The sequence below is a fragment of the Profundibacter sp. genome (genome assembly GCF_965277155.1).
Classification (GTDB): Bacteria; Pseudomonadota; Alphaproteobacteria; order Rhodobacterales; family Rhodobacteraceae; genus Profundibacter.
In genome coordinates this window covers 81,145-108,047 of the sequence record NZ_CBDIBV010000004.1, presented here as the reverse complement: position 1 = coordinate 108,047, position 26,903 = coordinate 81,145, and the positions used below count along the sequence as shown (strand labels likewise).

Below are 26,903 nucleotides of genomic sequence, written 5' to 3'. Positions count from 1 at the left end.
TGATTTTCAGGTGTTTACCTATAGTTGAAGCGAAATCCCGTGCGCCAATATACGAATTGGGGGTGATCAGTTCCGTTGCAGGGTTGCCGTTAACGCACCCATTGCAATCAATACCGCACCGCCTGTGCGGTTCACCCAAGTCAGCACTTTCGGGCTGCGAATGCGCTGCCCCAATTGATCCGCCAGCAGCGCATAGGCCAGCGCGTTTATCGCGCCCAGACCGACAAAGGTGGCGAGCATGGTCAGGAATTGCGGCATCACCGGCAGGTCGGCGCTCAGGAATTGCGGGACAAAGGCGAGAATAAAGATGATCCCCTTTGGGTTTAGTGCCGTGACCAACGCCGAATGGGCGAATATCCGTTTGGCCGGTGTTGGTGAGGGGGCTAGCACATCCTTTAGATGTGGCGGGCTGCGCAACAGTTTGATCCCCAAAAACACCAGATAGGCTGCACCGACCAACTTAAGCGCCGTAAACGCCCATGCCGATGTCAGCAGGATCGCCCCCAGTCCTGCCAATGACAGGGAAACCGCGATGAAATCCCCCAGCGCAACACCCAGCGCCGTTGCCACCGCCACACGCCGCCCTTGGGTTAGTGCATAAGACACCACCAGCAGGATTGTCGGGCCGGGAATGACCACCACCACAAAGGACGCCGCAGCAAAGGCAAGCCAGAGGTCCAGCGGCATGGCTTAGCTTATCCCGAAAGCGAATCCTGCGCCGATCAGGATGAAAGGCAGCAGAAACGGGGCAGGGACAAGGGTCAGGATAATCAGACCGATGGTTGGATCAGCTTCCATAATCGGGGCACCTTTAAAACAATTGCAATCAGGCCACAATAAACAGGATCACAAAAGGTTGCAACGGCTGCGGCGTTAACAAAAACAGCATGGCTGTTACAACTGTGATCATATCGCCCTCCTTAGAAAAACGCCTGCAACCCCGTCTGTGCCCGCCCCAGGATCAGCGCATGCACATCATGGGTGCCCTCATAGGTGTTCACGGTTTCAAGGTTGACCATATGTCGGATCACCTGAAATTCCTCGGAAATACCATTGCCGCCGTGCATATCCCGCGCCATGCGGGCAATATCCAGCGCCTTGCCGCAGTTGTTGCGCTTCATCAGGCTGATCATTTCGGGTGCGGCGTTGGCTTCGTCCATCAGGCGGCCAATCCGCAAAGATCCTTGCAGGCCCAGCGTGATTTCTGTCTGCATATCGGCCAGCTTCTTCTGGAACAGCTGCGTTTGCGCCAGCGGCTTGTTGAACTGCTTGCGGTCCAGCCCGTATTGCCGCGCGGCGTGCCAGCAGAATTCGGCCGCCCCCAACACACCCCACGAAATGCCGTAACGGGCGCGGTTCAGACAGCCAAACGGCCCCTTCAGGCCCTCGACATTGGGCAGCAGCGCGTCTTCGCCCACTTCCACCCCGTCCATCACGATCTCACCGGTTATGGAGGCCCGCAAAGACAGCTTGCCGCCGATTTTCGGTGCCGACAGGCCTTTGGCGCCTTTTTCCAGCACAAACCCCTTGATCTTGCCGCCATGGGCCTCGGATTTCGCCCAGACCACGAATACATCGGCAATCGGGCTGTTGGAAATCCACATCTTGCTGCCAGTCAGCTTGTAACCGGTGGCGGTTTTTTCGGCCCGTGTCTTCATGCCGCCAGGGTCCGAGCCCGCATCGGGTTCCGTCAGACCAAAGCAGCCGATCAGGCTACCGGCGGCCAGTCCGGGCAAATACTTAAGCCGCTGCTCCTCGGTGCCATAAGCATAGATCGGATACATCACCAGCGACGATTGCACCGACATCATCGAACGATAGCCACTATCCACCCGCTCGATTTCCCGCGCCACCAGACCATAGGTGACATAATTTGCCCCCAGCCCGCCGTATTCCTCGGGGATCGTGGTGCCCAGCAAACCGGCATCGCCCATCTCGCGGAATATGTTTGGGTCACTCGTTTCATTCGCATAGGCCTCGATCACCCGTGGCTGCAACACGCCTTGCGCAAACTCGCGGGACGCATCGCGCAACATGCGCTCGTCCTCGCTCAGCTGGTCCTCCATCCGGAAGGCATCTTCCCAGTCAAAGCGGGACAGATCGGGGGCATCTTTGGGCTTCAGCGCGGGCGTTGTCATGGCGGTATCTCTCCAGTCAGGGTTTCGCAGGGCCACTTGAAACGGTTTAGGTCAAGAGTCGCAAGGAAAATCATCGCAGTTGCAATGATATTATCGCCGGATCATACGGGCAATCACGGGGGCGCTGATAATCACGATGAATATCCGTAATAAATGATGCGCCACGACAAAACCGACATCAGCCTCGGCCACAATCGCAATCACCGCCATTTCCGATTGTCCCCCGGGTAGAAATGCCAGCATCAAGTCCAACGGATCGCGGTTGGTCAGCAGCATCACCGCCCAGATAACAGCAATGCTGACCGCCGCCAGTATTGCGCAATAAACCAGCCCCGCCCCCACATCGATGCGAATTTCCTTTGCCGTAATCCCCGAATATTTTGCCCCCACAGCAATGCCGATGAAAAACTGCGCCGCCCAGATCATTTCGGCCGGCGGGCGTGACTGGATGATACCGGCAAGCGACAGAATGGCGGCAACAATCAACGGCCCCAGTATCGAGGCCCCGAACAACCCGATGCGTTCGGCCAGTCGCCAGCCGATAATTCCGGCAATCACCATGATCACGATTTGCGACGCGGGCAGGGCGCTGGCCCGCACTCCCGGTGCCCGCGTCAGGTCCAGATCATATAGATGCGCCAGCACAAACGGCACCACCGCCACGATCACCAACACCCGTGTGGCATGGATCAGCGACATGGCCCGCACATCGCCGCCCGCTTCCTCGCCGAAAATCAACATATCCTGCAACCCGCCGGGCATCGCCGAATAGAACGATGTCGGATGGTTAAACCCCATCCCCCAGCGGAAAAACGGATAGCCCGCCATTCCGATCACCAGCACAAACAGCGGGATCAACAACAGGGTTGGCCCATAACCCGGCAATTCGTGCAACAATTTTGGCGTTACGGTTGATCCGATCACCACCCCCAAAAAGGTGCGCATCACCAGCCCCAGCGTGCCCATCCCCGCCAATGGCACCCCGGCCAGCGCAAACAGCAAACACCCCGCCATTGGCCCCAGTAACAGCGGCAATGGCAGATGCAACGCCCAGAACACCGCGGCCCCGATGCTGGCGGCAAATAGCGCTGTGGCGCGGTGTTTCCAAAGGCGGCTCATACCGGGCAACTTGCGTCATTGTGGTGGGTTTGGGCAAGTCTTGCTTGACGGGGGCGTTCTGCCATGCAGTCTATTTAAAAACGAAAGGGCAGTAATGGGCTACGACATAACCTCGATTGACGATGTAACGGCGCTACTGGCCGAGCAGGGCTATATCTGTGGCCGCGATCTGGCAACGGTGGTGTTTCTGGCGCTGCGCCTTGGCCGGCCGCTGTTTCTGGAGGGCGAGGCGGGCGTGGGCAAAACCGAAATCGCCAAAGCCATTTCTGCTGCCCTTGGTCGTCGCCTGATCCGCCTGCAATGCTACGAGGGGCTGGATGCTTCTAGCGCCGTCTATGAATGGAACTTTGCCGCGCAAATGGTGGCGATCCGCACCGCCGAAGCGGTCGAGGGCACGGACCGCGAGGCCCTGGTGGACGAATTGTTTTCCGAACGCTACCTGATCCGCCGCCCGCTGCTCGAGGCAATGAGCCCGCAACCCGGCGGCGCGCCTGTGCTGCTGATTGACGAGCTGGACCGCACGGACGAACCGTTCGAGGCCTTCCTGCTGGAAGCGCTGTCCGATTTTCAGGTCACCATCCCCGAACTGGGCACCATCAAGGCGCCGGAACCCCCCATTGTGATCCTCACCTCCAACCGCACCCGCGAGGTGCACGACGCCTTAAAACGCCGCTGCCTCTATCACTGGGTTGAATACCCCACGTTTGAACGCGAGCTGGAAATCCTGCAAGCCCGCGCCCCCGAAGCCAGTGCGGCCCTGTCACGCGAGGTGGTCGCCTTTGTCCAGCGCCTGCGCACCGAAGATTTGTTCAAAAAACCCGGTGTCGCCGAAACCATCGACTGGGCCAAATGCCTGCTGGCGCTGGACGTGATTGATCTATCACCCGATGTGATCGCCGATACCTTGGGCGCGATCCTGAAATATCAGGACGACATCCAGAAAATCGCCAGCGGCGAAATCGCCAAAATCCTGAACGACGCCAGGGCTTCACTCGATACGCCCTGACTTCTTCTTGCCGAAAATACCTGCCGCAATTCACGCCCGTTTCAATCGCGCTGCCCGTCCGCCACGCCGTTTGACCACCAATGGCTTGCGCCCCTCAAGCTCGGCCATAATCGACGCCCGCTCACCATCATCCATCGCAGACCAGCGCGAGATTTCATCCATGATGGGGTGGATGGCTCCACCCGCCGGCATCGCAATGTGCCATATTGGTGCTGTCGCAAACCAATAAGAGAAGGAGCCATCCACAATGGAGATTACAACACTCGGGATCGATCTGGCAAAGTCTGTTTTTCAGCTTCACGGCGTTGATGCTGCAGGACAGATTGTGCTGATGAAGAAATTGCGCCGCAATGCCGTTCTGGAGTTCATGAGCGCGTTGCCGCCTTGTCTTGTGGGAATAGAAGCTTGCGGTACCTCCCATTTCTGGGCGCGGGAGATTGCGGCGCTCGGCCATGATGTGCGGCTGATCCCGCCCGCCTATGTCAAACCCTATGTCAAACGGCAAAAGAACGACATGGCAGATGCCGAGGCGATCTGCGAGGCCGTAACACGCCCGAACATGCGCTTTGTACCGATCAAGACGCCTGGGCAACAGGGTGTCATGGTGCTGCACCGGACGCGAAAGTTGCTGATCCGGCAACGGACCATGATGCTCAATTCGTTTCGCAGCCATCTGGCCGAATTCGGCATCATTGCGCCACAGGGGCCGCAACATGTCGTAAGAATGGCGAAGGCCATGAAGGACGGAGAGCATGACGACCTGCCGGAGGTCGCGCGTACGGCGTTGCTGGGTTTTGCCCGTCAGCTTGAGACGCTCACCGTAGAAATCCGTTCGCTCGATAATCAGCTGCGTGCCTGGCATCGACAAAGTGCGGTGAGCCAGCGGTTACAGACGATCCCGGGCGTCGGGTTCATCACGGCAACCGCTATGGCCGCAAGCGTTCCGGACCCGGCTGCCTTCGCGTCGGGGCGCCAGTTCGCGGCCTTCCTCGGGCTCGTACCAAGGCAGAATTCGTCAGGAGGCAAGGACAGGCTCGGCCGAATATCCAAAATGGGCGATCCCTATCTGCGAACTCTGCTGGTAAATGGTGCCACATCGATCATTCGCAGAGACGGACGCGACGACAGCGCCACCGGCATCTGGATCCGCAGATTGCTTGATAAAAAGCCCGCGCGTGTGGTCACGGTTGCCATTGCCAACAAAACAGCGCGCATCATCTGGGCCGTGCTGTTGCGCGGAGATGTTTATCGCCGCCCGGCAGTCAACTGACAGGAATCGCAGCGACCGGGATACGGGTTCGCCGCACCGAGTTGCGAGGGCAAAGATGAATGATGATGATCAACGAAAGCCGCCGCCGGGACACCCCGTATCGGTAGCCCGGGCATAAAAGCTCGTCTCCATGATTGGGACCCAGGCGACGCGGACTTCATCAGGGCCAGCGGTCAAACGTACCGCGCCAACAGGCCGAACACATGACCGCAACCGCAATGATCAAAACTTCAAATTAACCCTTGCAAAAAAGGAGCCATCCACACATGCTACGATAACACCCCGTGCATAACCGTGCCTCGGGGTGGATCACGCATATATTGACGCAAGGCGACTGCACCTCGTCCCGTTTCCAGACCTCATCCGCCACGTTTCAAATGCCCCAAACGGTCCATCACCCCTTGCAGGATGTATCCGGCGGCCACATGGTCGATCACCTCGGCCCTTCGCGCCCGCGAAGTATCGGCCTCCAGCAAGGCGCGTTCGGCGGCCACCGTGGACAGACGTTCGTCCCAGAACCCGATCGGCAGATCGGTCAGGCGCGACAGGTTGCGGGCAAAGGCACGGGTTGATTGGCATCTTGGCCCTTCCGAGCCATCCATATTGCGCGGCAATCCCAACACGAATCCACCCAGATCACGCTCGGCGGCGATTACCAGCAGACGGGCTGCATCCACGCCGAATTTCTTGCGCTTGACGGTTTCCAGCGGGGTGGCGACAGTCAGAAATTTGTCCGACACCGCAACCCCGATGGTCTTTGTGCCCAGATCCAGCCCCGCAAGCGCGTGCATTGGCGCCAGAGCCCCTGCGAAATCCTCGATCGCGTCATAGATCATTCAACCACACCGGCCCGCACAGCCGCTGCGCGAATGGTGTCCACGGCGGCGGTATCACCGGCAAAGGCTTCGCGGGCCTTGGCCCAGGCCGTTGCGGCTTTGTCTTTGTCACCCAATACACCTAATGCGCCAATCAGTTGCGCCCATTCCTGCGGGCTGCCACCGTCTGTATCGAGTCGTTCGGACAGTTGCGATACCATGCTCTGGATCATCGCCTGCCGTTCTTCGGGGGTCATATCCGAGGCCGCTGATACGGCATCTGCGTACGGACCTGCCAATGCTGGGGCATTTGCCTGCGGTGGCAGACGGTAATTCACACCTGCAATCGCGGCCGCATCCTCGATCTGGTTGCGAATTGGCCGCACCCATGGATCATCCGGCGCGCTTTCCTCAAGAAGATCGCGCCATATGTTAAAGGTCACATCGGGACGCCCGTTCTGGGCAAACATCAGGCCGGTATAATACAGTGCCTTGCCGTTCTTCGGATCCATCATCAACGCCTTTTGCAACGCGGCTTCGGCTTTGGGGGAAACATAGCCACCGGCAGCCATAATCATAAGATCGGCCAGATCGGCATAATCATCGGCAGTGGCATTTGCCCCCTTGATATCGATTACCTGCTGATGGGCACGGTAAGCGGCGGCGTAATTGCCAAGGGCAGCCTCGTTTCCGGCCAGCAACTCATGCCCCTTCAGGTCATTTGGGCGTGCTGCAACAGCTGTGCGCAGCTTGGCCACCAATTCTTTCTGGCGCGGATCAACCTGCGCGGCCACAGGCGGCACCTGCGCTTCGATTTCGGCCTGCGAGGGGCGGTTCTCGCGGGCCTGTTCGGCCTGATCAAAGCGCAGTTGCAACGGTAAGTCCGGATAGCCGGGCGCCCCGATCTTCTGGTAGATCCCGACAGAAGCGGCCAGCAACACCAGTGACGCCAGAATGGCACCGTATGTCATGGCTTTGGGTGCGCGATGCACATCTTCGGCCACTTGCAACACCTTGTCTGTATCCAGAATCCGGCGCGATACTTCGGTCTTGATCCGTGCGGCCTCTTCCTTGGACACAACCCCGCGTTCCAGATCGCGTTCCACCCCGGCCAACTGGTCGCGGTAAACCTGCAAGTCATATTCGGCCGCCGCCACTCCGGTATCCTGCCCACGCAACAGCGCCAATGCCAGCAACGCAGCAACCACAAGGATAAGCACGCCAATCACAATCCAGAACGCCATAGGGTTTTTCGCCTTTCGTTAAATTCCGCCCCCCGTGTATCGCGAAACCGCCCTGCACAAAAGGGCGAAACCGCCGCAGGCAGATCACAGATCCGACAGCAGGCATAAATTGTGGATATGTCGCATATTTTCCCAATTGTGCCGCAAGCGTGCGTGGCTAGAATTGCCTTGCGTATCAATACTGTGGTGCAGGGGCTGCTTTGCCCCTTTAGGGGATTCGAAATATGAGACGTTATTCCGCATTTGCCATCGCCCGCGAGGCCCTGCGATATCACACCGGTTGGGGCAAGGCATGGCGTTCACCCGAACCGAAAAAATCCTATGACGTGGTGATCGTCGGGGCTGGGGGGCACGGGCTGGCCACCGCCTATTATCTGGGCAGGAATTTCGGCATCACCAATGTGGCCATTCTGGAAAAAGGCTGGCTGGGCGGCGGCAACACGGGCCGCAACACCACCATCATCCGCTCGAACTACCTGCAAGACCCATCCGCCGCGATCTATGAAAAGGCCCGCAGCCTGTATGAAACCATGTCGCAAGACCTGAATATGAACGTGATGTTTTCCCCGCGCGGCGTGATGATGCTGGCCCAGACCCAGCACGAGGTCCGCGGCTTTCAACGCACCGCACAGGCCAACGCCTTTCAGGGGGTTAAAACCGAATTCATCAGCCCGCAGCGGGTCAAGGAACTGGTGCCGATCATGAACATATCCGGCCCGCGCTACCCCGTACTGGGTGCCCTGTGGCAGGAACGCGCCGGTACGGCCCGTCACGACGCGGTGGCATGGGCCTATGCGCGTGCCTGCTCCGACATGGGCATGGACATCATCCAGAAATGCGAAGTCACGGCGGTGAACCAGTCAAACGGGCAGGTCACCGGCGTTGAAACCACACGCGGCACGATTGGTTGCAAGAAGCTAGGGATACTGGTCGCGGGCAACTCGGGCGATCTGGCGCACATGGCGGGGTTCCGTCTGCCGATGGAATCTGTCGCCCTTCAGGCGCTGGTGTCCGAGCCGATCAAACCCTGCCTTGACGTGGTGGTGATGGCCAACACCGTGCACGGCTATATCTCGCAATCGGACAAGGGCGAATTCGTGATCGGCGGCGGCACCGATGCGTTCAACAACTACACCCAGCGCGGCAGCTTTCACCATATCGAGGAAACCATTCGCGCGCTGATCGAAACCTTCCCGATGATTTCACGCATGAAAATGATGCGCCAGTGGGGCGGGATCGTGGATGTGACGGGGGACCGCTCGCCGATCATATCAACCACGCCGCTTGGCAATTGCTATATCAACGGCGGCTGGGGCACGGGCGGGTTCAAATCCATCCCCGGATCAGGCTGGGCCATGGCGGACATGATGGCCAACGGACAACCGGGGCCACTGTGTGCCGAATTCGGGCTGGACCGGTTCGCCGAGGGGCGGTTCATTGATGAAAGTGTCGCAGCGGGGGTAGCTCACTGATGTTAGTATATATCTGGGCCATTACCCGGGCCGCCACCGCGCATCTTTCCTTTGTCATGAGGCTTGGTCTTTGCCCCTGCGCGAATAAAAACGATAACTATGGCAATAAGCGCAAGCAAAGGGAGTATTTTCAAGAATGTTTCCATAGGCCCAGTATATGGCTTGCACCGGTAAATTACAAATTGTTCCAATACCATGGCGATAAGGTAGCAGCGATTTTATCGATTGCAGTTGGTTGGATAAACAATATTAGTGCACTTCTTTTATCGCCTATAACAGAACAATTGGGCTTTGTGATTGTTCTACGAGAACAAAAAAAGTGGAAAAAAAAGGAGATAGCCCAATATCGGATGTTTGTCCCATTTTCGTTTATTCCATTTCTGCTCAAGGTTTTGGCGATAAATCTCGGCTGCTTCGGGATCCGTTTTTTGCATCTGGCCATATTTCAGAGCGCAAAGAATAAAATACCCGACCCACAAAAAGTAAATGAGCACGATAGTATTGAAGATGAAACCTATGATCGCTTCGATGAATTCCATACACGCAATATGGAATTCACGAATTGGTTTTTCAATGCTTTGGAAATGAATAATAATTTTCAAATAATGGAGGTGCGTCATGCTAATCCTTGAATGCCCATACTGCGGCGTATCCGCCGAAGAAACCGAACTCCACGCTGGCGGCGAAGCCCACCTGACCCGCCATGGGGCCGGGGCCTCGGATGAAGACCTGCAATCCTACCTGTTCTACCGCAAAAATCCCAAAGGGGTGCATTTTGAACGCTGGCGGCACAGCAACGGCTGCGGAAAATGGTTCCATGCCGCCCGCTGCACCATGACGCTGGAAGTGTTCGGCACCTACAGCGCCCAGACCACGCAGCCCCCCGCCGACCTGATCAAAAAGATCAAACAAAAACGCCCCGATTGGGAGGGCTACTGATGCCCTATTATCGTTCCCCAAATATCCCCGCCGGAGGCTCCGGCCCCGCCACCATCGAAAGGGCTGCAAAATGAGCACCCGCATCCAAAACATGGGCCGTTTCCTGAACAAAAACGCCCCCGTCACCTTTACCTTCAACGGTCGGTCCCTTGGCGGTTATCTGGGCGACACGCTGGCCTCGGCGCTGCTGGCCAATGACCGGATGCTGATGGGGCGGTCCTTCAAATACCACCGCCCGCGCGGGGCAATGGCCAGTGGTGCCGAAGAACCCAACGCGCTGGTGAACATGGGACAGGGTGCGCGGTTCGAGCCGAACCAGCGCACCACCACCACCGAATTGTTCGACGGGCTGTGCGCCACATCGCAAAACCACTGGCCCAGTCTGGATTTCGACGTGGGTGTGGTGAACAACTATGCCGCCCGCTTCCTGCCCGCCGGGTTCTATTATAAAACCTTCATGTTCCCCCGCGCCGCATGGAAACATCTGTTCGAACCCATCGTGCGCCAATCCGCCGGTCTTGGCAAACCGCCAAAACAGCGCGATGCGGACCGCTATGAACATTTCTATTTCTTCACCGATGTGCTGGTGATCGGCGGCGGCATTGCGGGTCTGCAAGCAGCCCTTGCTGCGGCTTCTTCCGGTGCCAGGGTGCTGCTGATCGAGCAAACCGCCCATTGGGGCGGTCGCGCGCCGGTGGACGGGGCCGAAATTGACGGCAAACCGGCCGAAGACTGGGTCGCGGAAACGCTGGCCACCCTGCAAGCCATGGAGAACGTCACCATCCGTACCCGCACCATGGGCGCTGGCGTATACGATCACGGCTATGCGCTGGGCTATGAACAGATCACCGACCACGCCCCCGATACAGACGCCCCGCGCCACCGGCTGTGGCGGATCAGGGCGAAACAGATCATCACCGCCACCGGCGCGATCGAGCGCAGCCTGTCCTTTGCAGGCAACGATATCCCCGGAGTGATGCTGGCCTCTGCGGTGCGCGATTATCTGGTGAATTGGGGCGTGGCCGTTGGCAGGCGCACCGTGGTTGTCACCAACAATGACGATGCCTACCGCACGGCAATTGCGTTGAAACAGGCGGGGCTGGACGTGCCCGCGATCATTGACGCCCGCCCGCAGGTTGTGGGCGAATTGCCGAAACAGGCCCGCGCGCTTGGCATCGAAGTGCGCGAAGGCCGCGCCATTGCCAAGGTCAAGGGCGGCAAGCGGGTGACTGGCGTGGCCGTGTGCCTGCAAGACGGTGACGGCGGCGCGCGCGAGGAAATCAAATGTGATTGCGTGGCGATGTCCGGCGGCTTTTCGCCCGTGGTGCATCTGTGGTCCCATTGCGGCGGCAAGCTGAACTGGGTTGAGGATCAGGCCCATTTCGCCCCCGATCCCAAACGCCCGCCCACCGGCGATGACGGGCAGGGTTTTGTGTTGACGGCTGGAATCGCCAGCGGTGCGATGGACACACCCGAAGTGCTGAAAGACGCCCATGCAGCGGGCAAATCCGCCGCCAAAGCGGCAGGGTTCACCCCGAAGAGGGCAGGGCCGCCAAAGGCGCGCCCGACCGATGAGGCGCCGATGGCCCCCATCTGGATCATGCCCGCCAAAGCCACGCCGGACCTGCGGGCCAAGATGTGGCTGGATTTCCAGAACGACGTAAAGGTGTCCGATATTCAACTGGCCGCCCGAGAAGGTTACGAAAGCGTCGAACACACCAAACGCTATACCACCCTTGGCATGGCAACGGATCAGGGCAAGCTGAGCAACATCAACGGGTTGGCCGTGCTGTCGGATGCTTTGGGCCAACCGATTCCGCAAACCGGCACCACCACCTTCCGCCCGCCCTATACCCCCATCTCCATGGGCGCGATTGCGGGCGAGGCGCGCGGCGACATCTTCCAGCCCCTGCGCCGTTCCCCGATGCATGACTGGCATGTGGAGCAGGGCGCCTATATGGAGCCCGTCGGCCAGTGGCGCCGGCCCTATTGCTATCCCCGCGATGGCGAGAGCCACGAACAAGCCGTAGCGCGCGAGGTGAACAACACCCGCAATAATCTGGGCCTGCTGGATGCTTCGACCCTCGGCAAGATCATTGTCAAAGGGCCGGATGCGGGCAGGTTCCTCGACATGCTCTACACCAACATGATGTCCAGCCTGAAACCGGGCCGCTGCCGCTATGGGCTGATGTGTAATGAAAACGGGTTCCTGATGGATGACGGCGTAGTGGCGCGGATTGATGACGACACTTTCCTGTGCCACACCACATCCGGCGGGGCCGAACATATCCACGCGTGGATGGAGGAATGGCTGCAAACCGAATGGTGGGACTGGAAGGTTTATGTTGCCAATGTAACCGAGCAATTCGCTCAGGTCGCCGTGGTTGGCCCCAACGCCCGCAAGCTGCTGGAAAAACTGGGCGGCATGGATGTCTCGAAAGAGGCGCTGACCTTCATGGGCTGGGCGGATGGCACCATCGGCGGTTTTGACGCACGGGTCTACCGGATTTCGTTTTCCGGCGAGCTATCTTATGAAATCGCCGTGCCGGCCTCGCAAGGCCGCGCGTTCTGGGATACGCTGCACGCGGCGGGCGCGGAGTTTGGCGCGATGGCCTATGGCACCGAGGCGCTGCATATCATGCGGGCCGAAAAGGGCTTTATCATGATCGGGGATGAAACCGATGGCACCGTGATCCCGCAGGATCTGGGGCTGCATTGGGCGATCTCGAAAAAGAAGGATGATTTCCTTGGCAAACGCGCCCAGCAGCGTCCGCATATGACGGACCCGAACCGCTGGAAGCTCGTGGGGCTGGAAACGCTGGATGGCTCGGTGCTGCCGGACGGGGCCTATGCGCTGGCAGACGGTGAAAACGCCAACGGGCAGCGCAATATGCAGGGGCGGGTGACGTCAACTTACCTTTCGCCCACACTGAACCGCGGCATCGCGATGGGGCTGGTGCTGCACGGGCCGGACCGGATGGGCGAGGTGATCGAATTTGGCCTGGCGGACGGCACAACGGTGGCGGCGAAGATCGTTGATCCGGTATTCTATGACAAAGAAGGGGAGAAGCAGAATGTCTAATGCTGTCAGCGCGTTGCAGGGCGTTTCTTCTGCCGGATATGTGGATGTGCGGGAAATTGGCCTGCAAAGGATGATCACCCTGCGCGGCGATCTATCGATGGCGAAAATCGCCAAGGCGGTCAAGGCAGCGGTGGGTGTGGATATGCCCGCGCAGCGCGGGATAAACCTGAAAGATGGCAAAGGGGCGGCGTGGATGTCGCCGGATGAATTGTTATTGATGGTGGCCTATGAGGACGCCGCTGCGACCGTGGCCAAACTGCAAAAGGCGTTGGGGACCACCCATTCGCTGGTGGTCAATGTCTCGGACGCCCGCGCGGTGTTCACCCTGACGGGGGAGCGGGTGCGCGAAGTGGTAGCGAAACTGTCGCCGGTGGATATGGACACCTTCCCGACGGGCGAAATCCGCCGCACACGACTGGCGCAGGTGCCAGCGGCGTTCTGGATGTCCGGCAAGGATGAAATCACCCTGGTGGTGTTCCGCAGCGTGGCACAATACGCGTTTGACCTGCTGAAAACAGCCGCGGCCAAGGGCGGCGAGGTCTGGTAACCCGCCGCCGTTGTTTGCCTTATTGACCCAATGTCAGATGAAAACCTATCCGCAATTCCGGTGTCAGGGAGGAAACAGACAGATTGCCGGCATCCACACCTCCAAAATTGGCTAAGGATATGTTGCTTTTTCCAGTTTTGACGACAACGGCACTTGCCGACATCTGCCCCTTGTTACCAACATCCCTAAGATATCTTGACGCATGTCAACTTTTCGCATGCAATACCTTAAGACTATGATCATGAGGGCTTTTTCTTGCCTTTACCGCCCGTTATTGGTGTGTAATAATTCCCATGGGTAACAATAGGTTTAGTTATGAAATTGAATAAATGGTTTGCTGGAATTCTAATGGGTTCTTTTGTTGTCGCAACTTCCGCATCTGCAACAACGTATAAATGTAATGTTCGTCTGAATGATGGGGTGGATGGCTCCACCCGCCGGCATCGCAATGTGCCATATTGGTGCTGTCGCAAACCAATAAGAGAAGGAGCCATCCACAATGGAGATTACAACACTCGGGATCGATCTGGCAAAGTCTGTTTTTCAGCTTCACGGCGTTGATGCTGCAGGACAGATTGTGCTGATGAAGAAATTGCGCCGCAATGCCGTTCTGGAGTTCATGAGCGCGTTGCCGCCTTGTCTTGTGGGAATAGAAGCTTGCGGTACCTCCCATTTCTGGGCGCGGGAGATTGCGGCGCTCGGCCATGATGTGCGGCTGATCCCGCCCGCCTATGTCAAACCCTATGTCAAACGGCAAAAGAACGACATGGCAGATGCCGAGGCGATCTGCGAGGCCGTAACACGCCCGAACATGCGCTTTGTACCGATCAAGACGCCTGGGCAACAGGGTGTCATGGTGCTGCACCGGACGCGAAAGTTGCTGATCCGGCAACGGACCATGATGCTCAATTCGTTTCGCAGCCATCTGGCCGAATTCGGCATCATTGCGCCACAGGGGCCGCAACATGTCGTAAGAATGGCGAAGGCCATGAAGGACGGAGAGCATGACGACCTGCCGGAGGTCGCGCGTACGGCGTTGCTGGGTTTTGCCCGTCAGCTTGAGACGCTCACCGTAGAAATCCGTTCGCTCGATAATCAGCTGCGTGCCTGGCATCGACAAAGTGCGGTGAGCCAGCGGTTACAGACGATCCCGGGCGTCGGGTTCATCACGGCAACCGCCATGGCCGCAAGCGTTCCGGACCCGGCTGCCTTCGCGTCGGGGCGCCAGTTCGCGGCCTTCCTCGGGCTCGTACCAAGGCAGAATTCGTCAGGAGGCAAGGACAGGCTCGGCCGAATATCCAAAATGGGCGATCCCTATCTGCGAACTCTGCTGGTAAATGGTGCCACATCGATCATTCGCAGAGACGGACGCGACGACAGCGCCACCGGCATCTGGATCCGCAGATTGCTTGATAAAAAGCCCGCGCGTGTGGTCACGGTTGCCATTGCCAACAAAACAGCGCGCATCATCTGGGCCGTGCTGTTGCGCGGAGATGTTTATCGCCGCCCGGCAGTCAACTGACAGGAATCGCAGCGACCGGGATACGGGTTCGCCGCACCGAGTTGCGAGGGCAAAGATGAATGATGATGATCAACGAAAGCCGCCGCCGGGACACCCCGTATCGGTAGCCCGGGCATAAAAGCTCGTCTCCATGATTGGGACCCAGGCGACGCGGACTTCATCAGGGCCAGCGGTCAAACGTACCGCGCCAACAGGCCGAACACATGACCGCAACCGCAATGATCAAAACTTCAAATTAACCCTTGCAAAAAAGGAGCCATCCACACATGGCCACTATGGCGGCATATCGCCGGTTCTGGTTTTTTCGATCAATGATGATGAAACCGAAGCCATGGTTTATGATGCCTTTATCAAGGAAACATATGACAAGCCAATCGAGGCAAAGATCGTTGTGGCGAATACCAAACGGTATACCCTTAAATGGTCCGTTGCGGTTAAACGGATTCGGATGGGCAGCCGATGCCGCGGATCGACTATCGGGCTACATATCTGAAACGTACCCACCGAATTTCAGTGACGGGGTTTCCTGCCAGATATGACAACCGGTTCGAGGGAACCGGGAAGTGTGCTGTGGCGAAATAATACCGAAACATGCGGCGAGTTGGGGTATCTGGTTTAGATAGCCGATAAGAGGTGGTCCCACTTTTTTGACCAGTCAGCAGCCAGTTTAAGATGGATCAGGGTTTCATTTAGGCTGCCAAACTCATTGGTTTTGTTTTTCTGTCATAGGCTTCATCCGGGGTCAATATTCCGTGGGTGGAATGCGGGCGCTCGGTGTTGTAGTAAGCCAACCATTTCCCGATCCCGGCGCGGGTCTGCGAACCCGTTTCAAATGCGTTGAGGTAAATGCATTCGTATTTCAAGGATCGCCAAAGCCGCTCGATCATCCGGTTATCGACCCAGCGACCTTTGCCATCCATCGAGATTTTCACGTCGGCTTCTTTCAGCGCCTGCGTCCATTCAAACCCGGTGAACTGGCTGCCCTGGTCGCTGTTCATGATATCGGGCTTGCCGTATTTGGCCATAGCCTCTTTCAGGGCTTCAACGCAAAAATCTGCCTCCATGCTGTTTGACAATCTCCAGCTCAAAACCTTGCGGCTGTGCCAGTCCATGATCGCGACCAAATAGAGGAACCCGCGCTGCATCGGAATGTAGGTGATATCTACGCACCACACATGGTTTGGACGATCAATCGTCAGGTCTCGCAGCAGATACGGGTAGATCTTATGCTGCGGATGTTTCTTGCTCGTGTTGGGCGTCTGGTAGATCGGAACCAACCGCATCAGCCGCATCAAACGGCGGACCCTGTGGCGACCACACTTGTAACCTTGGCGCTGCATGTGCCGGGCCATTTGCCGTGATCCATACCACGGCGTCTGCAAGAATTGCTTGTCGATTATTGTCATGAACCGCAAATTTTCAGCACTTTCGCCTTTTGGCTGGTAATACAGGTTCGAGCGCGCCAGAGAAAGTAGCCCGCATTGTCGTCGCACACTCAGATCATGCTCACGGCTCACCATTTTTTGCCTCGCTTCCCGAGCAACTGTTGCGAGGCGTTGGCTAAAAAATCCCGTTCCACGACCAGCTGACCAATCTTGGAGTGCAGCTTCTCAATCTGGGCTTCATCAACCCGATCAGGATCACGGCCCCGTCTGGAAAATGCCGTGGCCATGTTTTCAATCGCTGCTCGTTTCCATGTGCCAATCTGGGTTGGATGCACACCATACTTCTTCGACAGCTCCGCCATCGTCATTTCCTCGCGGATTGCTTCAAGCGCAACGCGGGCTTTGAATTCGGGAGAATGGTTCTTTCGTTTCGTCATTTTGAATCGTCTTTCTCATAAGTCGATCCACCTTAACAACTGGTCCGAATTTCCGCGACCACCTCTCTATTTGCGGCCAAAGGAAAACAGTTTTTTTTTGCCCATGTTTCCTTGGGGGCGCGGGGGACGTATTTGTCCAGTTCGGCCTCGATATCGGCACCTTTGATCAGTTCCTCGCCCGCCTCGACCCGTTCGGCCAGAAAAGTGGCAATGGGGATGATCGCATCCTTGTATTCGGGTTTGGCGAAAATTTTCAGCGCGATATCTTCGAGTTCGAACATCACTGTTTCGGCGTCCTCTTCACCCTTCAACCCCGCGATCAGGCGCGACAGTTCATCCACACGGGCGATGTCGCCGATGCCGCAGGTGTTGCAGGAACAGGCGGTTTCCTCGGCAATCTGCCCTCCGAACAATTCGATCACGCGGATTTCCAGCGCCTCGATAAATGACACCCAGTCGTTGTTATTGAACGTCTTGTCGCTGCTTAAAACCGGCGGGCGGGGTAACATGCGGACCGACAGGATATGCAGGTTCAGCGCGCGGGCGGTCAGGGCGTGGCCTGCCTCGTAAACGGCCAGACGAAAAGCCAGATCGGCGCATTTGCCTTCGGGGTTCTGATGGGATGTTTCGGCATACATTTGCTTGGTCCTAAGTGATCTTTTCGGCCTTTGGCGTGTCGCCCTTGGGGATCGCGGTTTTGCCTGAGGGATCGGCATAGCGGTCGTTCAGGTTCTGGATGTGGGTGGCCACGGTTTCGCGCACGGTGCGCAGATGTTTGCTGGCGCGTTTGCTCCAGCCTGCGGGTTCCACGCGGAAAATCGACTGGAAGGCACCGGCGCTTTTCAGGAAGGCATTTTTCAGGTTCAATTCAACCTGCCCATAGGATTCCGACAGCGGTTTGGCGATGCGTTTGGCCACGAAACCGCGCATCCAGAAATGAAAGGCAAAGGCAAGGATGGCAATGGCCACCAGGCCAACAGTTGCGTCGATCCAGTTGGCTTTGATCCACGCGAAGGTGAACATTTCCAATGATGGCATCCATTTGAAGTAAACCGCCGCCCCGATGGCGGCAGCCACCAGCACGCCCAGTGCAATGCCATCGCCAATCAGCACGCCACGGCGCCATTTCGCCTTGGCGGTGCGCAGTTTGGGCAGCACGTCATGCTCCAATTCGTTCGCCACGGTTTCCAGCACCGAAACGATGCGGTAATTGCGCTGCAGCTCTACTTCGTCCATGCGTTCTTTGATCTTGGCCAGATCGGTGTCGCGTTTGGCGCGGAAGCGTTCGCGCAGGGCTTTATCTTCGATCGGGCTGGCGGCCTTTTCGTTGTAGATGGTGTAAAACTGTCCCGCCGTCAGACCGGCCTGCGCGATGGCACGCTGCCATGCACCCACCACTTCTTCGGGGTTGTCGTCCTTGGCGGCTGTGTCGATCTGGTTCAGCACATAGAGGAATTTCGAGGCATCCGTGCGCGTCACCGTGCGGGCGACCAGATGTTCCAGCGTGTCCTGCATTGCGCCCGGTTCGGGGTGGCGCGCGTCAAAGAACACCAGCACCAGATCGGACAGATCAAGGATATGATCGGTGATGCGCAGGGTCGAGGTGCGCTGATCGTCAGCGTCGAAACCGGGGCTGTCGATGATGATCTTGCCACGGATTGCTTCCTTGTCGGTGGTGCGCAGTTGCAGATAGCTTTCGATGTGTTTGCCTTCGCCCTGGGCCACTTTTTCGATCTCGTGACTGATGCGGTAAAAGGGAAAGCGCGGATCGGCATCAAGGGCCGAACCGGGCAGGGTCTGATTGCCGCCACCATCGGCCGAGCGGTGACAGATCACGGTGAATTTGTCATCCACCGCCTGATTGCCGGTGCTTTGCAATTCATCCCCGACGTAGGCATTGATAAAGGTCGATTTGCCCGATGAAAATGTGCCCAGAACCGAAATCAGCGGCCACCATGAAATCCGCGATGCCAATGATGTTTCGCGGTCCAGCAGGCCGGTTTTATACAGAAGCTTGTCGAATTTGTAATAAGTCGGCAGCACCTCGAGCAGTGCGGGATTTTCAGCCTTCAGGTGGCTTTCCAGACGGGCGAGGCGGGATTTCAGAAAGGTGCTCATATCGGTGTGTTTCCGGTTGTCGGCGTTACTGGGAAAGGCGCTGGCGCAAATCGGTGGCCTTGGCGGGCGCGATGGCCTGCAACACGCCGATCAATAGCATCACTTGTTGCGGGTTGCCATCTTTGATCAGTTGAATGCCGGCCTGATGGTACATTTCCGCCGCTTCCGCATTGCGGCGTTGGGCGTAGTACAGGTTGCCCAGCTCGCCCTTGATGTCGGCGTTGTCGGGGAAATCGTTGACCAGCCCTTTGTAGCGGGCCTCGGCACCGGCCATGTCGCGGTTCCAATAGGCCTGGCGGGCCTGTTTCAGACGGCTTTGCAGGTCGGTGTCGGGTTTGGACGCGGGGGCAGGTGCTGGCGCGGCGGGTTGTGCCGTGGGCGTGACGATCTGCGCGGTTTCGGCGGTGGGGTATTTGGGCGGCTGTTCAGCGGCGGGCGCCTCGGCGACGGGCTGTACGATGGCTTGCGGTTCAGGGCGGGCCACGGGTTTGGGCGCCTCGGAAATCGCTTCGGCCACGGGGGTGCCTGTGGCGGTATCGGTTTGTACGACGGGGGTGTCGTCATCCCCGCCAAAGCCCAGCAACGGCATCACTGTGTTGCGGTTGAAAAACAGCACGGCGGCCAGAATGACGACGATGTAGATGGCAACAAGTCGCAGGAAAGGCATGATCATCGTTTCTATTCCTTATTCATTGTGGATGGCCGCGGCCAGCGCGTCCAGCTCAGTGGCTGCTTTGCCGTTTGGTTCCAGTTCAAACACCGCCAGCCCCTCGGAGAACGAACGGCGAAAGGCCAGTCGCTGCACCATTTTGGCGTCCAGCGGTTTGATCCCCTCCAGCATTTCCAGCACCTCCATCGTTTCGGCGTTTTCACGCGAACGCGGGTGTGGATCGGCGCGGTTGATAAAGGCGAAAACGGGGGGCAGTTTGCCTTTGGGACGGGCCTTGGCGATGATGTCCAGAAATTGCTGTGTGGCCCAGATGTCGGCCTGCGAGGGGGTCACCGGAATGACGATCCGGTCGCTGATTTTGATCGCGGCCTTTAGCGCATCCATGTCGGATAGACCCACGTCGATCAGCCATTCGCCCTTGGCCTTGGCGCGGGTGGGCAGTTTGTGCACCACCTTTAGCGCGGGTTCGATCCCGTCCTCGGTGCGGATGGCCGCCACATCGGTAACTGTGCGTTGCGGGTCCAGATCACAGACGGTGACATCGTGGCCCTGTTCCAGCCGCCAGACTGCCATGTTGAACACAACAGTGCTTTTGCCGGTGCCGCCTTTGAAGTTGGCGTAAAGTGTCAGCATGGTGTGCCTTTCCTGATCAGTTGCCCGCGGGCGCATCTTGGCGTGTCCACCCCTGCGGCACCATAAAGGCGGCGGGGTCAACGTGGCCGGTTTCAATATTTTCCAGACGGCGGATTTCACCGCCGGGCATGTCTTCGCGCACCACAACGCGTAACTCGGGATCGAACCACCAACCGCCGGTGTTGGCGGGTTGATCGGGGGCGGTGAGCTGAATGGTCCAGTGTTCGGTTTTGCGCCCTGCGACGTCCTCCATCGCCTTAAAGGCCATCGACATCACGCGGCCATCGGGGAATTCCTGCCGCAAGGCGCGGCGGCGGGTGGAATCCCACAGGATCACCAGTGGCGGATCCTCCGGTTTAACGGCCAGTTCCCAGCGCTCGACAGAAATGCCGCTAACGGTATCTTTGCCGGTGCGCTTGCAACGGGCCAGCGGTGGCTGGTCGGGGCAGGGGCTGGTATAGCCTTCAGTTGAGGTGGCCGGCACAGCGGGGCCGCGAATTTCGACATATGTTTTTGCGGTAGGGTCCAGCAAATACATGATGCCATCGGCGGGGCGCAGGATCTGGATGACGGGTTTGCCATTTTGTTCAAACTCCAGCCGCAGGTTCTGGCCGGATTTGACGACCTTACCGGTTGTTTCGGGTTGGCCGGGCAGGCCGTGAATGGCGGTTGCGGAATAGGATTGGGGTGCGCTGGCCGTCGGGGCCTGAACGGTTTGGGCCGTTGGGGTCGTGACGCTTGCCAACAGGGCAAACACAGTGAAAGCCGCGCGAATGATGCTGTGCTTTGACATTTCGTTCCCCCATTTGGTTTCGCAGAATAAAAGTGTTGTCGCCCGCCCCGCGCATTTGCGGGGCGAGCGGTTCCTAGACAGGTATCAGCCTAGTTGCTGGCACCGTCGGCAGTGTCTGCTGTCGGTGTCTGCACTTCGGCAGCTTCGCCACCTTCAGCGGGGGCTGCGGGCGGCTGGCCAGCCGGTGCCGGAGCGCCATACGGGCCTTGCGGGCCAGGATACGGACCCCAGGCAGGGTTCCAGCCATTGCCGTTGTAGCCATAGCCGTTACCGTTTCCGTAGCCATAACCCTGACCTTGACCTTCGCCACGGCTTTCGCCCTGACCTTCGCCTTTAACGTCACCGTTAAAGCCAAAGTTGAACGAGCCATTGCCATTGCCACGACCGTTGTTATTGCTGCTGAACGGACCCCAGTTGTTGCCCCAACCGTTGTTATAACCGTTGTTGCCACCCCAAGGTGTCCAGTTGTTGCCGCCCCAACCATTGTTGTTGCCCCATGGGCCCCAGTTGTTGTTGCCGCCCCAAGGGGCCCAGTTGTTGCCACCCCAGCCATTGTTGTAATAGCCGGGAGGGGGACCATAGTAACCGGCGGGTGGGCCGTAATAGCCACCCTGGCCAGGGGCGGGGCCCCAGTTTTGGGCGCTGGCGCCTACGGCCATCAGGCTGCCCAGTCCGGCAGCAAGTGCGATTTTGAATACTGTTTTACGCATGGTGTATCTCCTTGTTATTGTTCCGTTTATTTCTTGAATGTGGCATTGGAACTTGTGCCGGCATCCGTCATTTTCTTATTGTTATTGCTCGTCGTTATTTTCGATTTACTCACCAGAACCCGAACGGGGAATAATTGTTACCGGATGGTCCACCCCAGAAACTGTTGCCGAGTGGTGGCGCGGGGTACCCGCCGTAGCCGCCGCTGTATGGCGATGTTCCCATCGGATAGGCGGGTGCATATCCAACAGGTGGCGGGCCGTAATATGCCGGTGGGCTGGCATATGGGGTGAGAGGGGCGCCCTGATATCCGTAGGGCGCAACATAAGGGGGGCTTTGCGGCGGCACCGACAACTGGCGGTCCAGATCGGGCGGGGCAAAGCGGCTGGGGCCTGCCGGTGCGGTCTGTGGGGCGGGCGGCGCTGCAGGCGGAGCTTCGTAATATTTTGGCTGCGGTTTGGGCGCAGGGGCCGGTGCGGGTGCTGTTTGCTGTGGATAGGGATTCCACGGGTTGGCCTGTGTTGTAATAGGCACAAGGCACAGCACTGCCACCACAGCAGTGGTGGCCGTTTGAAACCGTATATGTGCCCGAAATAGTGTCATTCGTATTCTCTATTGTCTTTGTGGTCGTTGTGGTCTGCCGTAACCGGGTTGGTAGCCATAGCCGTAAGGTGCGTTGTTACCCCAAGGCATGAACCCCTGTGGTCCCCAAGGTTGCCCCCCGTAGCCGTAGTTCTGGCGCGGATTGGGTTGCGCGGGTTGGCCGTAATTCGGGGCGGGGCGTTGTTGGCGGGATTGCTGACCATTTTGCCCTGTGGCATAGCCCGGAAAATACCCCGGTGTGGGTGCTGCGCCATACCCTTGCCGTGCACCTGCCCCTTGGGGCGGTTGTGACCAGTTCCAGCCGGATATGAATGGCTGTTGGGGCGCGGGGGCTTGAGCGGTCTGCTGCTGTGCGCCATTTGGCCGCTGCACCTGCATCCAGTAAGGCATCGGTTGGCTATAGGGTTGTTGTTGTGGACGCATGGCAGGGGCTGGCACCTGCGGGCGGATGATAATCTGGTAGGGGCCGGGAATGGGCGCGGGGGACATAGCCGTTTGCGCCACAAGTGGGCTTGTTGCCATGATCAGGCCGAACGCTGTTAGTGCCGATTTACGCATAAGTCGCCTCCTATTCCTGATTGTCGCTGTTGGGGGTCTTCAGCTGGATACCGCGCCGTCCCGAGGGTTTTGCCTTGCGGCGGGTGGCGGGTTTGCTGGCAGGCTTTGTTGCCGCTTTGCGGGTCGCCGATTTAGTTTTCGGTTTGCTTGCCGCAGGTTTGCTTGCCGGTTTGGCCGCTTTGGGTTTTGCCGCCTTTGGTTTGGCTGCCGGTTTTGCAGTGATTGCCGCTTTACGCGCTGTGGCCGGTTTGGCTGCTTTGGGCTTTGCTGCGGGTTTGGCGCTTTTGGGTTTGGCTGGTTTCGCTTCGGGTTTGACCGGTTCCTGCAAAGGTGTGCTTACCACAGTTGCAGGTGTCGGGGCGGATTTGGGCGTGGCCGGTTTTGTGCGCGTCCCTATAACCATTCGGCCCAATCCACGGGCCAGACCGAACAGGGCCGCACCGACAAACAGAACCGCATCCCACAGTCCGGCCAGTGCCGATTTCGTGGTGCCGATCACGCCCTTGCCATTGCTGTCTGATACATGCAGCGGTTTGGGTGCGGGTTCGGCAGGGGGCATGGGGGCACCGTTTGCAGTCTGCTCGTGGCCCAGTTCCTGCATCGCGTCGGCATATTTCACACACCCCAGCGGGATCACCACCAGCGTCAGCAATGTGGACACCATCCCGCCCATCATCAGCGAAATCGCCATACCCTCGAAGATCGGATCAGACAGGATCACGGACGAGCCGATCATCAGCGCAAGTGCTGTGATAATAATGGGCCGCGTACGTGTGGCACAAGCGTGGATCACCGCGTCTTTGACGGGCATGCCCTCGGCCACTGCCTGACGCGAGAAATCGACCAGCAGAATTGAATTACGCACAATAATCCCCGCCAGCGCGATGAAACCGATCATCGAGGTTGCGGTGAACGGAGCGCCAAACAGCCAATGGCCGGGCACGATGCCGATCAGGGTTAGCGGAATGGGCGCCATGATGATTGCGGGCAGGCGGAAGTTGCCAAATTCCCCGACCACAAGGATGTAGATCATGATCAGCGCCACACCAAAAGCGATGCCCATATCGCGGAAGGTCACATAGGTAACGGTCCACTCTCCGCCCCATTCCAGCGCCGATTGCAGGCTGGTGGTGGGTGGCCCGATATAGTTGGTATCGACCCGCACGCCGTCTGGCGCGGTGTAATCATCCAGCAGGTTTTCCATTTCAAGGATGCCGTAAATCGGTGCGCCCAGACGACCAGCAACTTCGCCGGTGACATATTCAACCGCGCGCAGGTCTTTGTGGTAAACCGGATCATCCACGCGGTATTGTTCAAAATGGCCCAGCGTTGTCAGCGGGATCATAACGCCGCTGGCCGATGGCACCGGCAATTGCCCCAGCCGTCCGAATTCACCGCGCAGTGCAAGGGGCATGTGCAGATAGATAAAGCGCGGCTCCAGCGCGTGTTCGTCTTTTACGTCGCCCAAACGATACCCGCCCAGTGTCATTTCCAGTTGGCGGTTTATCGTTTCGACCGACACGCCCAGCCGCGAGGCCTTTTCGCGGTCAATTACAAATCGCCAGCTGTCAAACGGCATTTGCAGATAGCTGTCGGCATCAACGATGTTTTCGGCCTGGTCAAACAGGCGTTCCACATCGCGGGCCACTTGCCTGCGGGTGGCATCATCGGGGCCGTAAATCTCGGCCACCATGGTTTGCAATACCGGCGGGCCGGGGGGCATTTCCACCACTTCAATCCGTGCGCCCAACTGATCGGCAAGCGGTTTCAGCGCCGCACGGGCGGCAACGGCCAGATCATGCGATGTGCGGTCACGGTCGCCCTTGTCGGTCAGTTGCACCTGAATATCCGCGCCCCATGCGAAATCACGCAGGTAGGTGTGGCGCACAAGGCCGTTGAAATTGAACGGGCTGGCGGTGCCGGTATAGCTTTGAAGGGCGACGACTTCGGGCATTTTCAGCAGTTCGTCGGACAGGCGGGTTACGGCATTGGCGGTGACGGGCAGGGCTGTGCCCTCGGGCATGTTCACCACCACGTTGAATTCCGGCTTGTTGTCATTGGGCAGCATTTTGACCGTGACGGTCTGGGTATAGAACAAGGCAAGGCTGAGGAAAAACACCAGCCACATGCCCAGCCGGAACAGGCGGGCTTTGGCGGGGCTGTCCAGCAGCGGATACAGCATGTGTTCAAAGAAATGGTGCAGGCGTTCGGACTGGCGGTGTTCGCTTTCCTGCATTTTGGCCAGTTTCTTCATCGAAGGTTTGATGCGTTGCGCCAGCCACGGGGTAAAGATAAAGGCGGCAAACAGCGACAGCAGCATTGCAACCGATCCTAACGCGGGGATCGGTCCCATGTATGGTCCCATCATACCGGTGACAAACCCCATCGGCAGCAGGGCCGAGATAACGGTAAAAGTGGCAAGGATGGTCGGGTTCCCGACCTCGCGCACCGCATCGACGCTGCAATCGTCGGAACATTCACCATTCAGCAGCCAGCGGCGATAGATGTTTTCCACCACGACAATCGCATCATCCACCAGAATCCCGATAGAAAAGATCAGCGCAAACAGCGACACCCTGTCGATGGTATATCCCAGAAGCCACGCGCAAAACACCGTTAGCAGAATGACCACGGGGATCACAATCAGCACCACGGTAGCGGCGCGCATCCCGAGGGCCAGCCAGATCAAAAGTGTCACCGCGCCCGTTACCACGAACAGTTTGAAGATTAGCTCGTTGACCTTTTCATTGGCGGTTTCGCCATAGTTGCGGGTGACTTCGACATGCACATTGTCGGGGATCAGACTGCCCTTCAGGCGATCCACATAGGCCAGCACATCATTGGCTACCGACACCCCGTTGGTACCGCTTTTCTTGGCTACGGAAATGGTGATAGCAGATGCCCCGATTGGCGCGCGGTCTATGACTTCATCCTGCCCTTCATGGGCACCATAAGCGGGGCCGGTGTAGTAAGACACAAGGTTGTTGGCGTCATCGGTGCTTTCGGTCACCAGTGCCACATCGCGGATGTAAATCACCTGCCCGTCCTGCGTGCCTATCATCAGGTTTTCAATATCGCTGGCGTTTTTCAGAAATGCGCCGGTTTGCAGCGAAAAGGTGGTTTGCCCCATCTCGACCGTCCCGACCGAACGTTCGGCATTGGCCGAGGATATGGTCTGTGCGATTTGGTCCAGCCCGATACCGAAACCGGCCAGTCGTTCGGGGAATATTTCAACCCGAATGGCGTCGGATCGCCCGCCGGTAATGAAACTTTGCGAGGTGGTGTCGATTTCCTTCAGCCGTTGCAGCACGTCCAGTCCAAGCGAGCGCAGGCCTGCTTCGTCCAGTTCATGTGACCACAGGGTCAGGGTGACGACCGGCACGTCGTCCACCCCTTTGGGCCGGATCAGCGGTTGCGACACACCGGGCGGGATGCGGTCAAGGTTGGACTGGATTTTATCGTTCAGTTTCACCAGCGAAGGGCCCAGCTCTTCGCCGACATCAAACTGCACCGTCACCATCGCGCCATCGCGGTTTGACACGGAATAGACGTGATCAACCCCCTGGATTTCCGACATCAGCCGTTCCAGCGGGTCGGTGGCAAGGGAAGCCACCTGATTGGCCGACGCCCCGTGATACGAGAAGAAAATATCCACCATGGGCACGGAAATCTGCGGGTCCTCCTGACGCGGAGTCAGGATCAGGCCCATAATGCCCAGCGCAAGGCTGGCAAACAACAGCAGCGGCGACAGCGGTGAATTGATGAACATTCTGGCAAGATTACCAGCCAACCCCAGTTTGGGTTGCTTCACGTCATCAGCACCGGACTCCGGTTGGATATTTTG

General features: G+C 58.2%; 24 protein-coding genes and 1 pseudogene. 9 read left to right on the top strand and 16 right to left on the bottom strand.

The features are described 5' to 3' along the window. Positions 1 to 66: 66 nt before the first annotated feature. The 3 genes from ACQY4M_RS02500 to ACQY4M_RS02490 all read right to left on the bottom strand — a co-directional run bounded on the left by ACQY4M_RS02500 (position 67) and on the right by ACQY4M_RS02490 (position 3,257). Positions 67 to 687, bottom strand: coding sequence for a LysE family translocator (locus ACQY4M_RS02500; protein ID WP_428540385.1), 621 nt, complete (start codon positions 685 to 687; stop codon positions 67 to 69). A gap of 233 nt (positions 688 to 920) precedes the next feature. After that, on the bottom strand, positions 921 to 2,138 hold the full coding sequence (locus ACQY4M_RS02495) for an acyl-CoA dehydrogenase (protein WP_428540382.1): 1,218 nt from the start codon (positions 2,136 to 2,138) through the stop codon (positions 921 to 923). A 90-nt stretch (positions 2,139 to 2,228) separates the two neighbouring features. After that, positions 2,229 to 3,257, bottom strand: a complete 1,029-nt coding sequence (locus tag ACQY4M_RS02490) for an AbrB family transcriptional regulator (RefSeq protein WP_428540379.1) — start codon at positions 3,255 to 3,257, stop codon at positions 2,229 to 2,231. A gap of 94 nt (positions 3,258 to 3,351) precedes the next feature. On the opposite strand from ACQY4M_RS02490, the gene ACQY4M_RS02485 reads away from it, so the two are divergent. Further along, on the top strand, positions 3,352 to 4,263 hold the full coding sequence (locus tag ACQY4M_RS02485) for an AAA family ATPase (RefSeq protein ID WP_428540376.1): 912 nt from the start codon (positions 3,352 to 3,354) through the stop codon (positions 4,261 to 4,263). Positions 4,264 to 4,293: 30 nt separating this feature from the next. Here ACQY4M_RS02485 and ACQY4M_RS02480 read toward each other — a convergent pair whose 3' ends face one another. Next, positions 4,294 to 4,455, bottom strand: a complete 162-nt coding sequence (locus ACQY4M_RS02480) for a DUF1289 domain-containing protein (protein WP_428540373.1) — start codon at positions 4,453 to 4,455, stop codon at positions 4,294 to 4,296. 55 nt (positions 4,456 to 4,510) lie between these two features. Between ACQY4M_RS02480 and ACQY4M_RS02475 the strand changes: the two genes are divergently transcribed. Further along, positions 4,511 to 5,533 carry an IS110 family transposase gene (locus ACQY4M_RS02475; protein ID WP_428540060.1) on the top strand — a complete coding sequence of 341 codons (1,023 nt, stop codon included), beginning with the start codon at positions 4,511 to 4,513 and terminating at the stop codon, positions 5,531 to 5,533. 265 nt (positions 5,534 to 5,798) lie between these two features. Here the strand turns inward: ACQY4M_RS02475 and ACQY4M_RS02470 are convergent. The 3 genes and pseudogenes from ACQY4M_RS02470 to ccmI all read right to left on the bottom strand — a co-directional run. Beyond that, a pseudogene (locus ACQY4M_RS02470) lies at positions 5,799 to 5,903 on the bottom strand (DUF1289 domain-containing protein); the annotation flags it as partial. After that, positions 5,893 to 6,369, bottom strand: coding sequence for a Holliday junction resolvase RuvX (gene ruvX, locus ACQY4M_RS02465; RefSeq protein WP_428540370.1), 477 nt, complete (start codon positions 6,367 to 6,369; stop codon positions 5,893 to 5,895). The gene ruvX and the pseudogene ACQY4M_RS02470, both read right to left, overlap by 11 nt. After that, positions 6,366 to 7,592: a c-type cytochrome biogenesis protein CcmI gene (gene ccmI / locus ACQY4M_RS02460; RefSeq protein WP_428540367.1), complete on the bottom strand. Its 1,227-nt coding sequence runs from the start codon at positions 7,590 to 7,592 to the stop codon at positions 6,366 to 6,368. The genes ruvX and ccmI overlap by 4 nt, the downstream gene beginning before the upstream one ends. 224 nt (positions 7,593 to 7,816) lie before the next feature. On the opposite strand from ccmI, the gene ACQY4M_RS02455 reads away from it, so the two are divergent. The 7 genes from ACQY4M_RS02455 (at position 7,817) to ACQY4M_RS02425 (ending at position 15,647) form a co-directional block, all read left to right on the top strand. Next, positions 7,817 to 9,064 carry a sarcosine oxidase subunit beta family protein gene (locus tag ACQY4M_RS02455; protein ID WP_428540364.1) on the top strand — a complete coding sequence of 416 codons (1,248 nt, stop codon included), beginning with the start codon at positions 7,817 to 7,819 and terminating at the stop codon, positions 9,062 to 9,064. Further along, the gene (locus ACQY4M_RS02450) at positions 9,064 to 9,696 is read left to right on the top strand and encodes a hypothetical protein (protein WP_428540361.1); all 633 of its coding nucleotides are present in this window, start codon (positions 9,064 to 9,066) and stop codon (positions 9,694 to 9,696) included. Before ACQY4M_RS02455 ends, ACQY4M_RS02450 begins: the two co-directional genes overlap by 1 nt. Beyond that, entirely contained in the window at positions 9,683 to 10,003 is a 321-nt protein-coding gene (locus ACQY4M_RS02445) for a sarcosine oxidase subunit delta (RefSeq protein ID WP_428540358.1), read from the top strand. Before ACQY4M_RS02450 ends, ACQY4M_RS02445 begins: the two co-directional genes overlap by 14 nt. 70 nt (positions 10,004 to 10,073) lie before the next feature. Beyond that, a complete protein-coding gene (locus ACQY4M_RS02440) occupies positions 10,074 to 13,085 on the top strand; it encodes a sarcosine oxidase subunit alpha family protein (RefSeq protein WP_428540355.1) in 3,012 nt (1,003 codons plus the stop codon). Beyond that, positions 13,078 to 13,632, top strand: coding sequence for a sarcosine oxidase subunit gamma (locus ACQY4M_RS02435; RefSeq protein WP_428540352.1), 555 nt, complete (start codon positions 13,078 to 13,080; stop codon positions 13,630 to 13,632). The genes ACQY4M_RS02440 and ACQY4M_RS02435 overlap by 8 nt, the downstream gene beginning before the upstream one ends. Positions 13,633 to 14,131: 499 nt before the next feature. Next, a complete protein-coding gene (locus ACQY4M_RS02430; protein WP_428540060.1) occupies positions 14,132 to 15,154 on the top strand; it encodes an IS110 family transposase in 1,023 nt (340 codons plus the stop codon). Positions 15,155 to 15,284: 130 nt separating this feature from the next. Then, positions 15,285 to 15,647 carry a hypothetical protein gene (locus ACQY4M_RS02425; RefSeq protein WP_428540349.1) on the top strand — a complete coding sequence of 121 codons (363 nt, stop codon included), beginning with the start codon at positions 15,285 to 15,287 and terminating at the stop codon, positions 15,645 to 15,647. A gap of 196 nt (positions 15,648 to 15,843) precedes the next feature. Here the strand turns inward: ACQY4M_RS02425 and ACQY4M_RS02420 are convergent. The 9 genes from ACQY4M_RS02420 to ACQY4M_RS02380 form a co-directional block, all read right to left on the bottom strand. After that, a protein-coding gene (locus ACQY4M_RS02420; protein ID WP_428539245.1) for an IS3 family transposase occupies positions 15,844 to 16,976 on the bottom strand; the annotation gives its coding sequence in 2 pieces (ribosomal slippage) (positions 15,844 to 16,724 and positions 16,724 to 16,976; 1,134 coding nt in all). A 32-nt stretch (positions 16,977 to 17,008) separates the two neighbouring features. Next, entirely contained in the window at positions 17,009 to 17,614 is a 606-nt protein-coding gene (locus tag ACQY4M_RS02415; RefSeq protein WP_428540346.1) for a hypothetical protein, read from the bottom strand. Between the two features lie 10 nt (positions 17,615 to 17,624). Next, on the bottom strand, positions 17,625 to 19,094 hold the full coding sequence (locus ACQY4M_RS02410; RefSeq protein WP_428540343.1) for a dynamin family protein: 1,470 nt from the start codon (positions 19,092 to 19,094) through the stop codon (positions 17,625 to 17,627). Between the two features lie 25 nt (positions 19,095 to 19,119). Further along, positions 19,120 to 19,767 (bottom strand): tetratricopeptide repeat protein, encoded by a 648-nt coding sequence (locus tag ACQY4M_RS02405; RefSeq protein WP_428540340.1) that lies wholly within the window; start codon positions 19,765 to 19,767, stop codon positions 19,120 to 19,122. A 12-nt stretch (positions 19,768 to 19,779) separates the two neighbouring features. Next, on the bottom strand, positions 19,780 to 20,397 hold the full coding sequence (locus ACQY4M_RS02400; RefSeq protein WP_428540337.1) for an AAA family ATPase: 618 nt from the start codon (positions 20,395 to 20,397) through the stop codon (positions 19,780 to 19,782). A 16-nt stretch (positions 20,398 to 20,413) separates the two neighbouring features. Next, a complete protein-coding gene (locus ACQY4M_RS02395; RefSeq protein ID WP_428540334.1) occupies positions 20,414 to 21,190 on the bottom strand; it encodes a hypothetical protein in 777 nt (258 codons plus the stop codon). 89 nt (positions 21,191 to 21,279) lie between these two features. Then, positions 21,280 to 21,900: a hypothetical protein gene (locus ACQY4M_RS02390; RefSeq protein WP_428540331.1), complete on the bottom strand. Its 621-nt coding sequence runs from the start codon at positions 21,898 to 21,900 to the stop codon at positions 21,280 to 21,282. 610 nt (positions 21,901 to 22,510) lie between these two features. Continuing rightward, positions 22,511 to 23,059 (bottom strand): hypothetical protein, encoded by a 549-nt coding sequence (locus ACQY4M_RS02385; RefSeq protein WP_428540328.1) that lies wholly within the window; start codon positions 23,057 to 23,059, stop codon positions 22,511 to 22,513. Positions 23,060 to 23,069: 10 nt separating this feature from the next. Continuing rightward, positions 23,070 to 26,870 carry an efflux RND transporter permease subunit gene (locus ACQY4M_RS02380; RefSeq protein WP_428540325.1) on the bottom strand — a complete coding sequence of 1,267 codons (3,801 nt, stop codon included), beginning with the start codon at positions 26,868 to 26,870 and terminating at the stop codon, positions 23,070 to 23,072. Positions 26,871 to 26,903 lie beyond the last annotated feature (33 nt).

What these genes read in the sequence shown, in the direction of transcription:
- ccmI (WP_428540367.1), bottom strand. Translation starts at nt 7,592, where the DNA reads ATGGCGTTCTGGATTGTGATTGGCGTGCTTATCCTTGTGGTTGCTGCG.
- ACQY4M_RS02385 (WP_428540328.1), bottom strand. Translation starts at nt 23,059, where the DNA reads ATGCGTAAATCGGCACTAACAGCGTTCGGCCTGATCATGGCAACAAGC.
- ACQY4M_RS02480 (WP_428540373.1), bottom strand. Translation starts at nt 4,455, where the DNA reads ATGCCGGCGGGTGGAGCCATCCACCCCATCATGGATGAAATCTCGCGC.
- ACQY4M_RS02490 (WP_428540379.1), bottom strand. Translation starts at nt 3,257, where the DNA reads ATGAGCCGCCTTTGGAAACACCGCGCCACAGCGCTATTTGCCGCCAGC.
- ACQY4M_RS02410 (WP_428540343.1), bottom strand. Translation starts at nt 19,094, where the DNA reads ATGAGCACCTTTCTGAAATCCCGCCTCGCCCGTCTGGAAAGCCACCTG.
- ACQY4M_RS02425 (WP_428540349.1), top strand. Translation starts at nt 15,285, where the DNA reads ATGATTGGGACCCAGGCGACGCGGACTTCATCAGGGCCAGCGGTCAAA.
- ACQY4M_RS02485 (WP_428540376.1), top strand. Translation starts at nt 3,352, where the DNA reads ATGGGCTACGACATAACCTCGATTGACGATGTAACGGCGCTACTGGCC.
- ACQY4M_RS02415 (WP_428540346.1), bottom strand. Translation starts at nt 17,614, where the DNA reads ATGTATGCCGAAACATCCCATCAGAACCCCGAAGGCAAATGCGCCGAT.
- ACQY4M_RS02445 (WP_428540358.1), top strand. Translation starts at nt 9,683, where the DNA reads ATGCTAATCCTTGAATGCCCATACTGCGGCGTATCCGCCGAAGAAACC.
- ACQY4M_RS02495 (WP_428540382.1), bottom strand. Translation starts at nt 2,138, where the DNA reads ATGACAACGCCCGCGCTGAAGCCCAAAGATGCCCCCGATCTGTCCCGC.
- ACQY4M_RS02430 (WP_428540060.1), top strand. Translation starts at nt 14,132, where the DNA reads ATGGAGATTACAACACTCGGGATCGATCTGGCAAAGTCTGTTTTTCAG.
- ACQY4M_RS02450 (WP_428540361.1), top strand. Translation starts at nt 9,064, where the DNA reads ATGTTAGTATATATCTGGGCCATTACCCGGGCCGCCACCGCGCATCTT.
- ACQY4M_RS02400 (WP_428540337.1), bottom strand. Translation starts at nt 20,397, where the DNA reads ATGCTGACACTTTACGCCAACTTCAAAGGCGGCACCGGCAAAAGCACT.
- ACQY4M_RS02455 (WP_428540364.1), top strand. Translation starts at nt 7,817, where the DNA reads ATGAGACGTTATTCCGCATTTGCCATCGCCCGCGAGGCCCTGCGATAT.
- ACQY4M_RS02390 (WP_428540331.1), bottom strand. Translation starts at nt 21,900, where the DNA reads ATGCGTAAAACAGTATTCAAAATCGCACTTGCTGCCGGACTGGGCAGC.
- ACQY4M_RS02500 (WP_428540385.1), bottom strand. Translation starts at nt 687, where the DNA reads ATGCCGCTGGACCTCTGGCTTGCCTTTGCTGCGGCGTCCTTTGTGGTG.
- ACQY4M_RS02405 (WP_428540340.1), bottom strand. Translation starts at nt 19,767, where the DNA reads ATGATCATGCCTTTCCTGCGACTTGTTGCCATCTACATCGTCGTCATT.
- ruvX (WP_428540370.1), bottom strand. Translation starts at nt 6,369, where the DNA reads ATGATCTATGACGCGATCGAGGATTTCGCAGGGGCTCTGGCGCCAATG.
- ACQY4M_RS02435 (WP_428540352.1), top strand. Translation starts at nt 13,078, where the DNA reads ATGTCTAATGCTGTCAGCGCGTTGCAGGGCGTTTCTTCTGCCGGATAT.
- ACQY4M_RS02475 (WP_428540060.1), top strand. Translation starts at nt 4,511, where the DNA reads ATGGAGATTACAACACTCGGGATCGATCTGGCAAAGTCTGTTTTTCAG.
- ACQY4M_RS02395 (WP_428540334.1), bottom strand. Translation starts at nt 21,190, where the DNA reads ATGTCAAAGCACAGCATCATTCGCGCGGCTTTCACTGTGTTTGCCCTG.
- ACQY4M_RS02440 (WP_428540355.1), top strand. Translation starts at nt 10,074, where the DNA reads ATGAGCACCCGCATCCAAAACATGGGCCGTTTCCTGAACAAAAACGCC.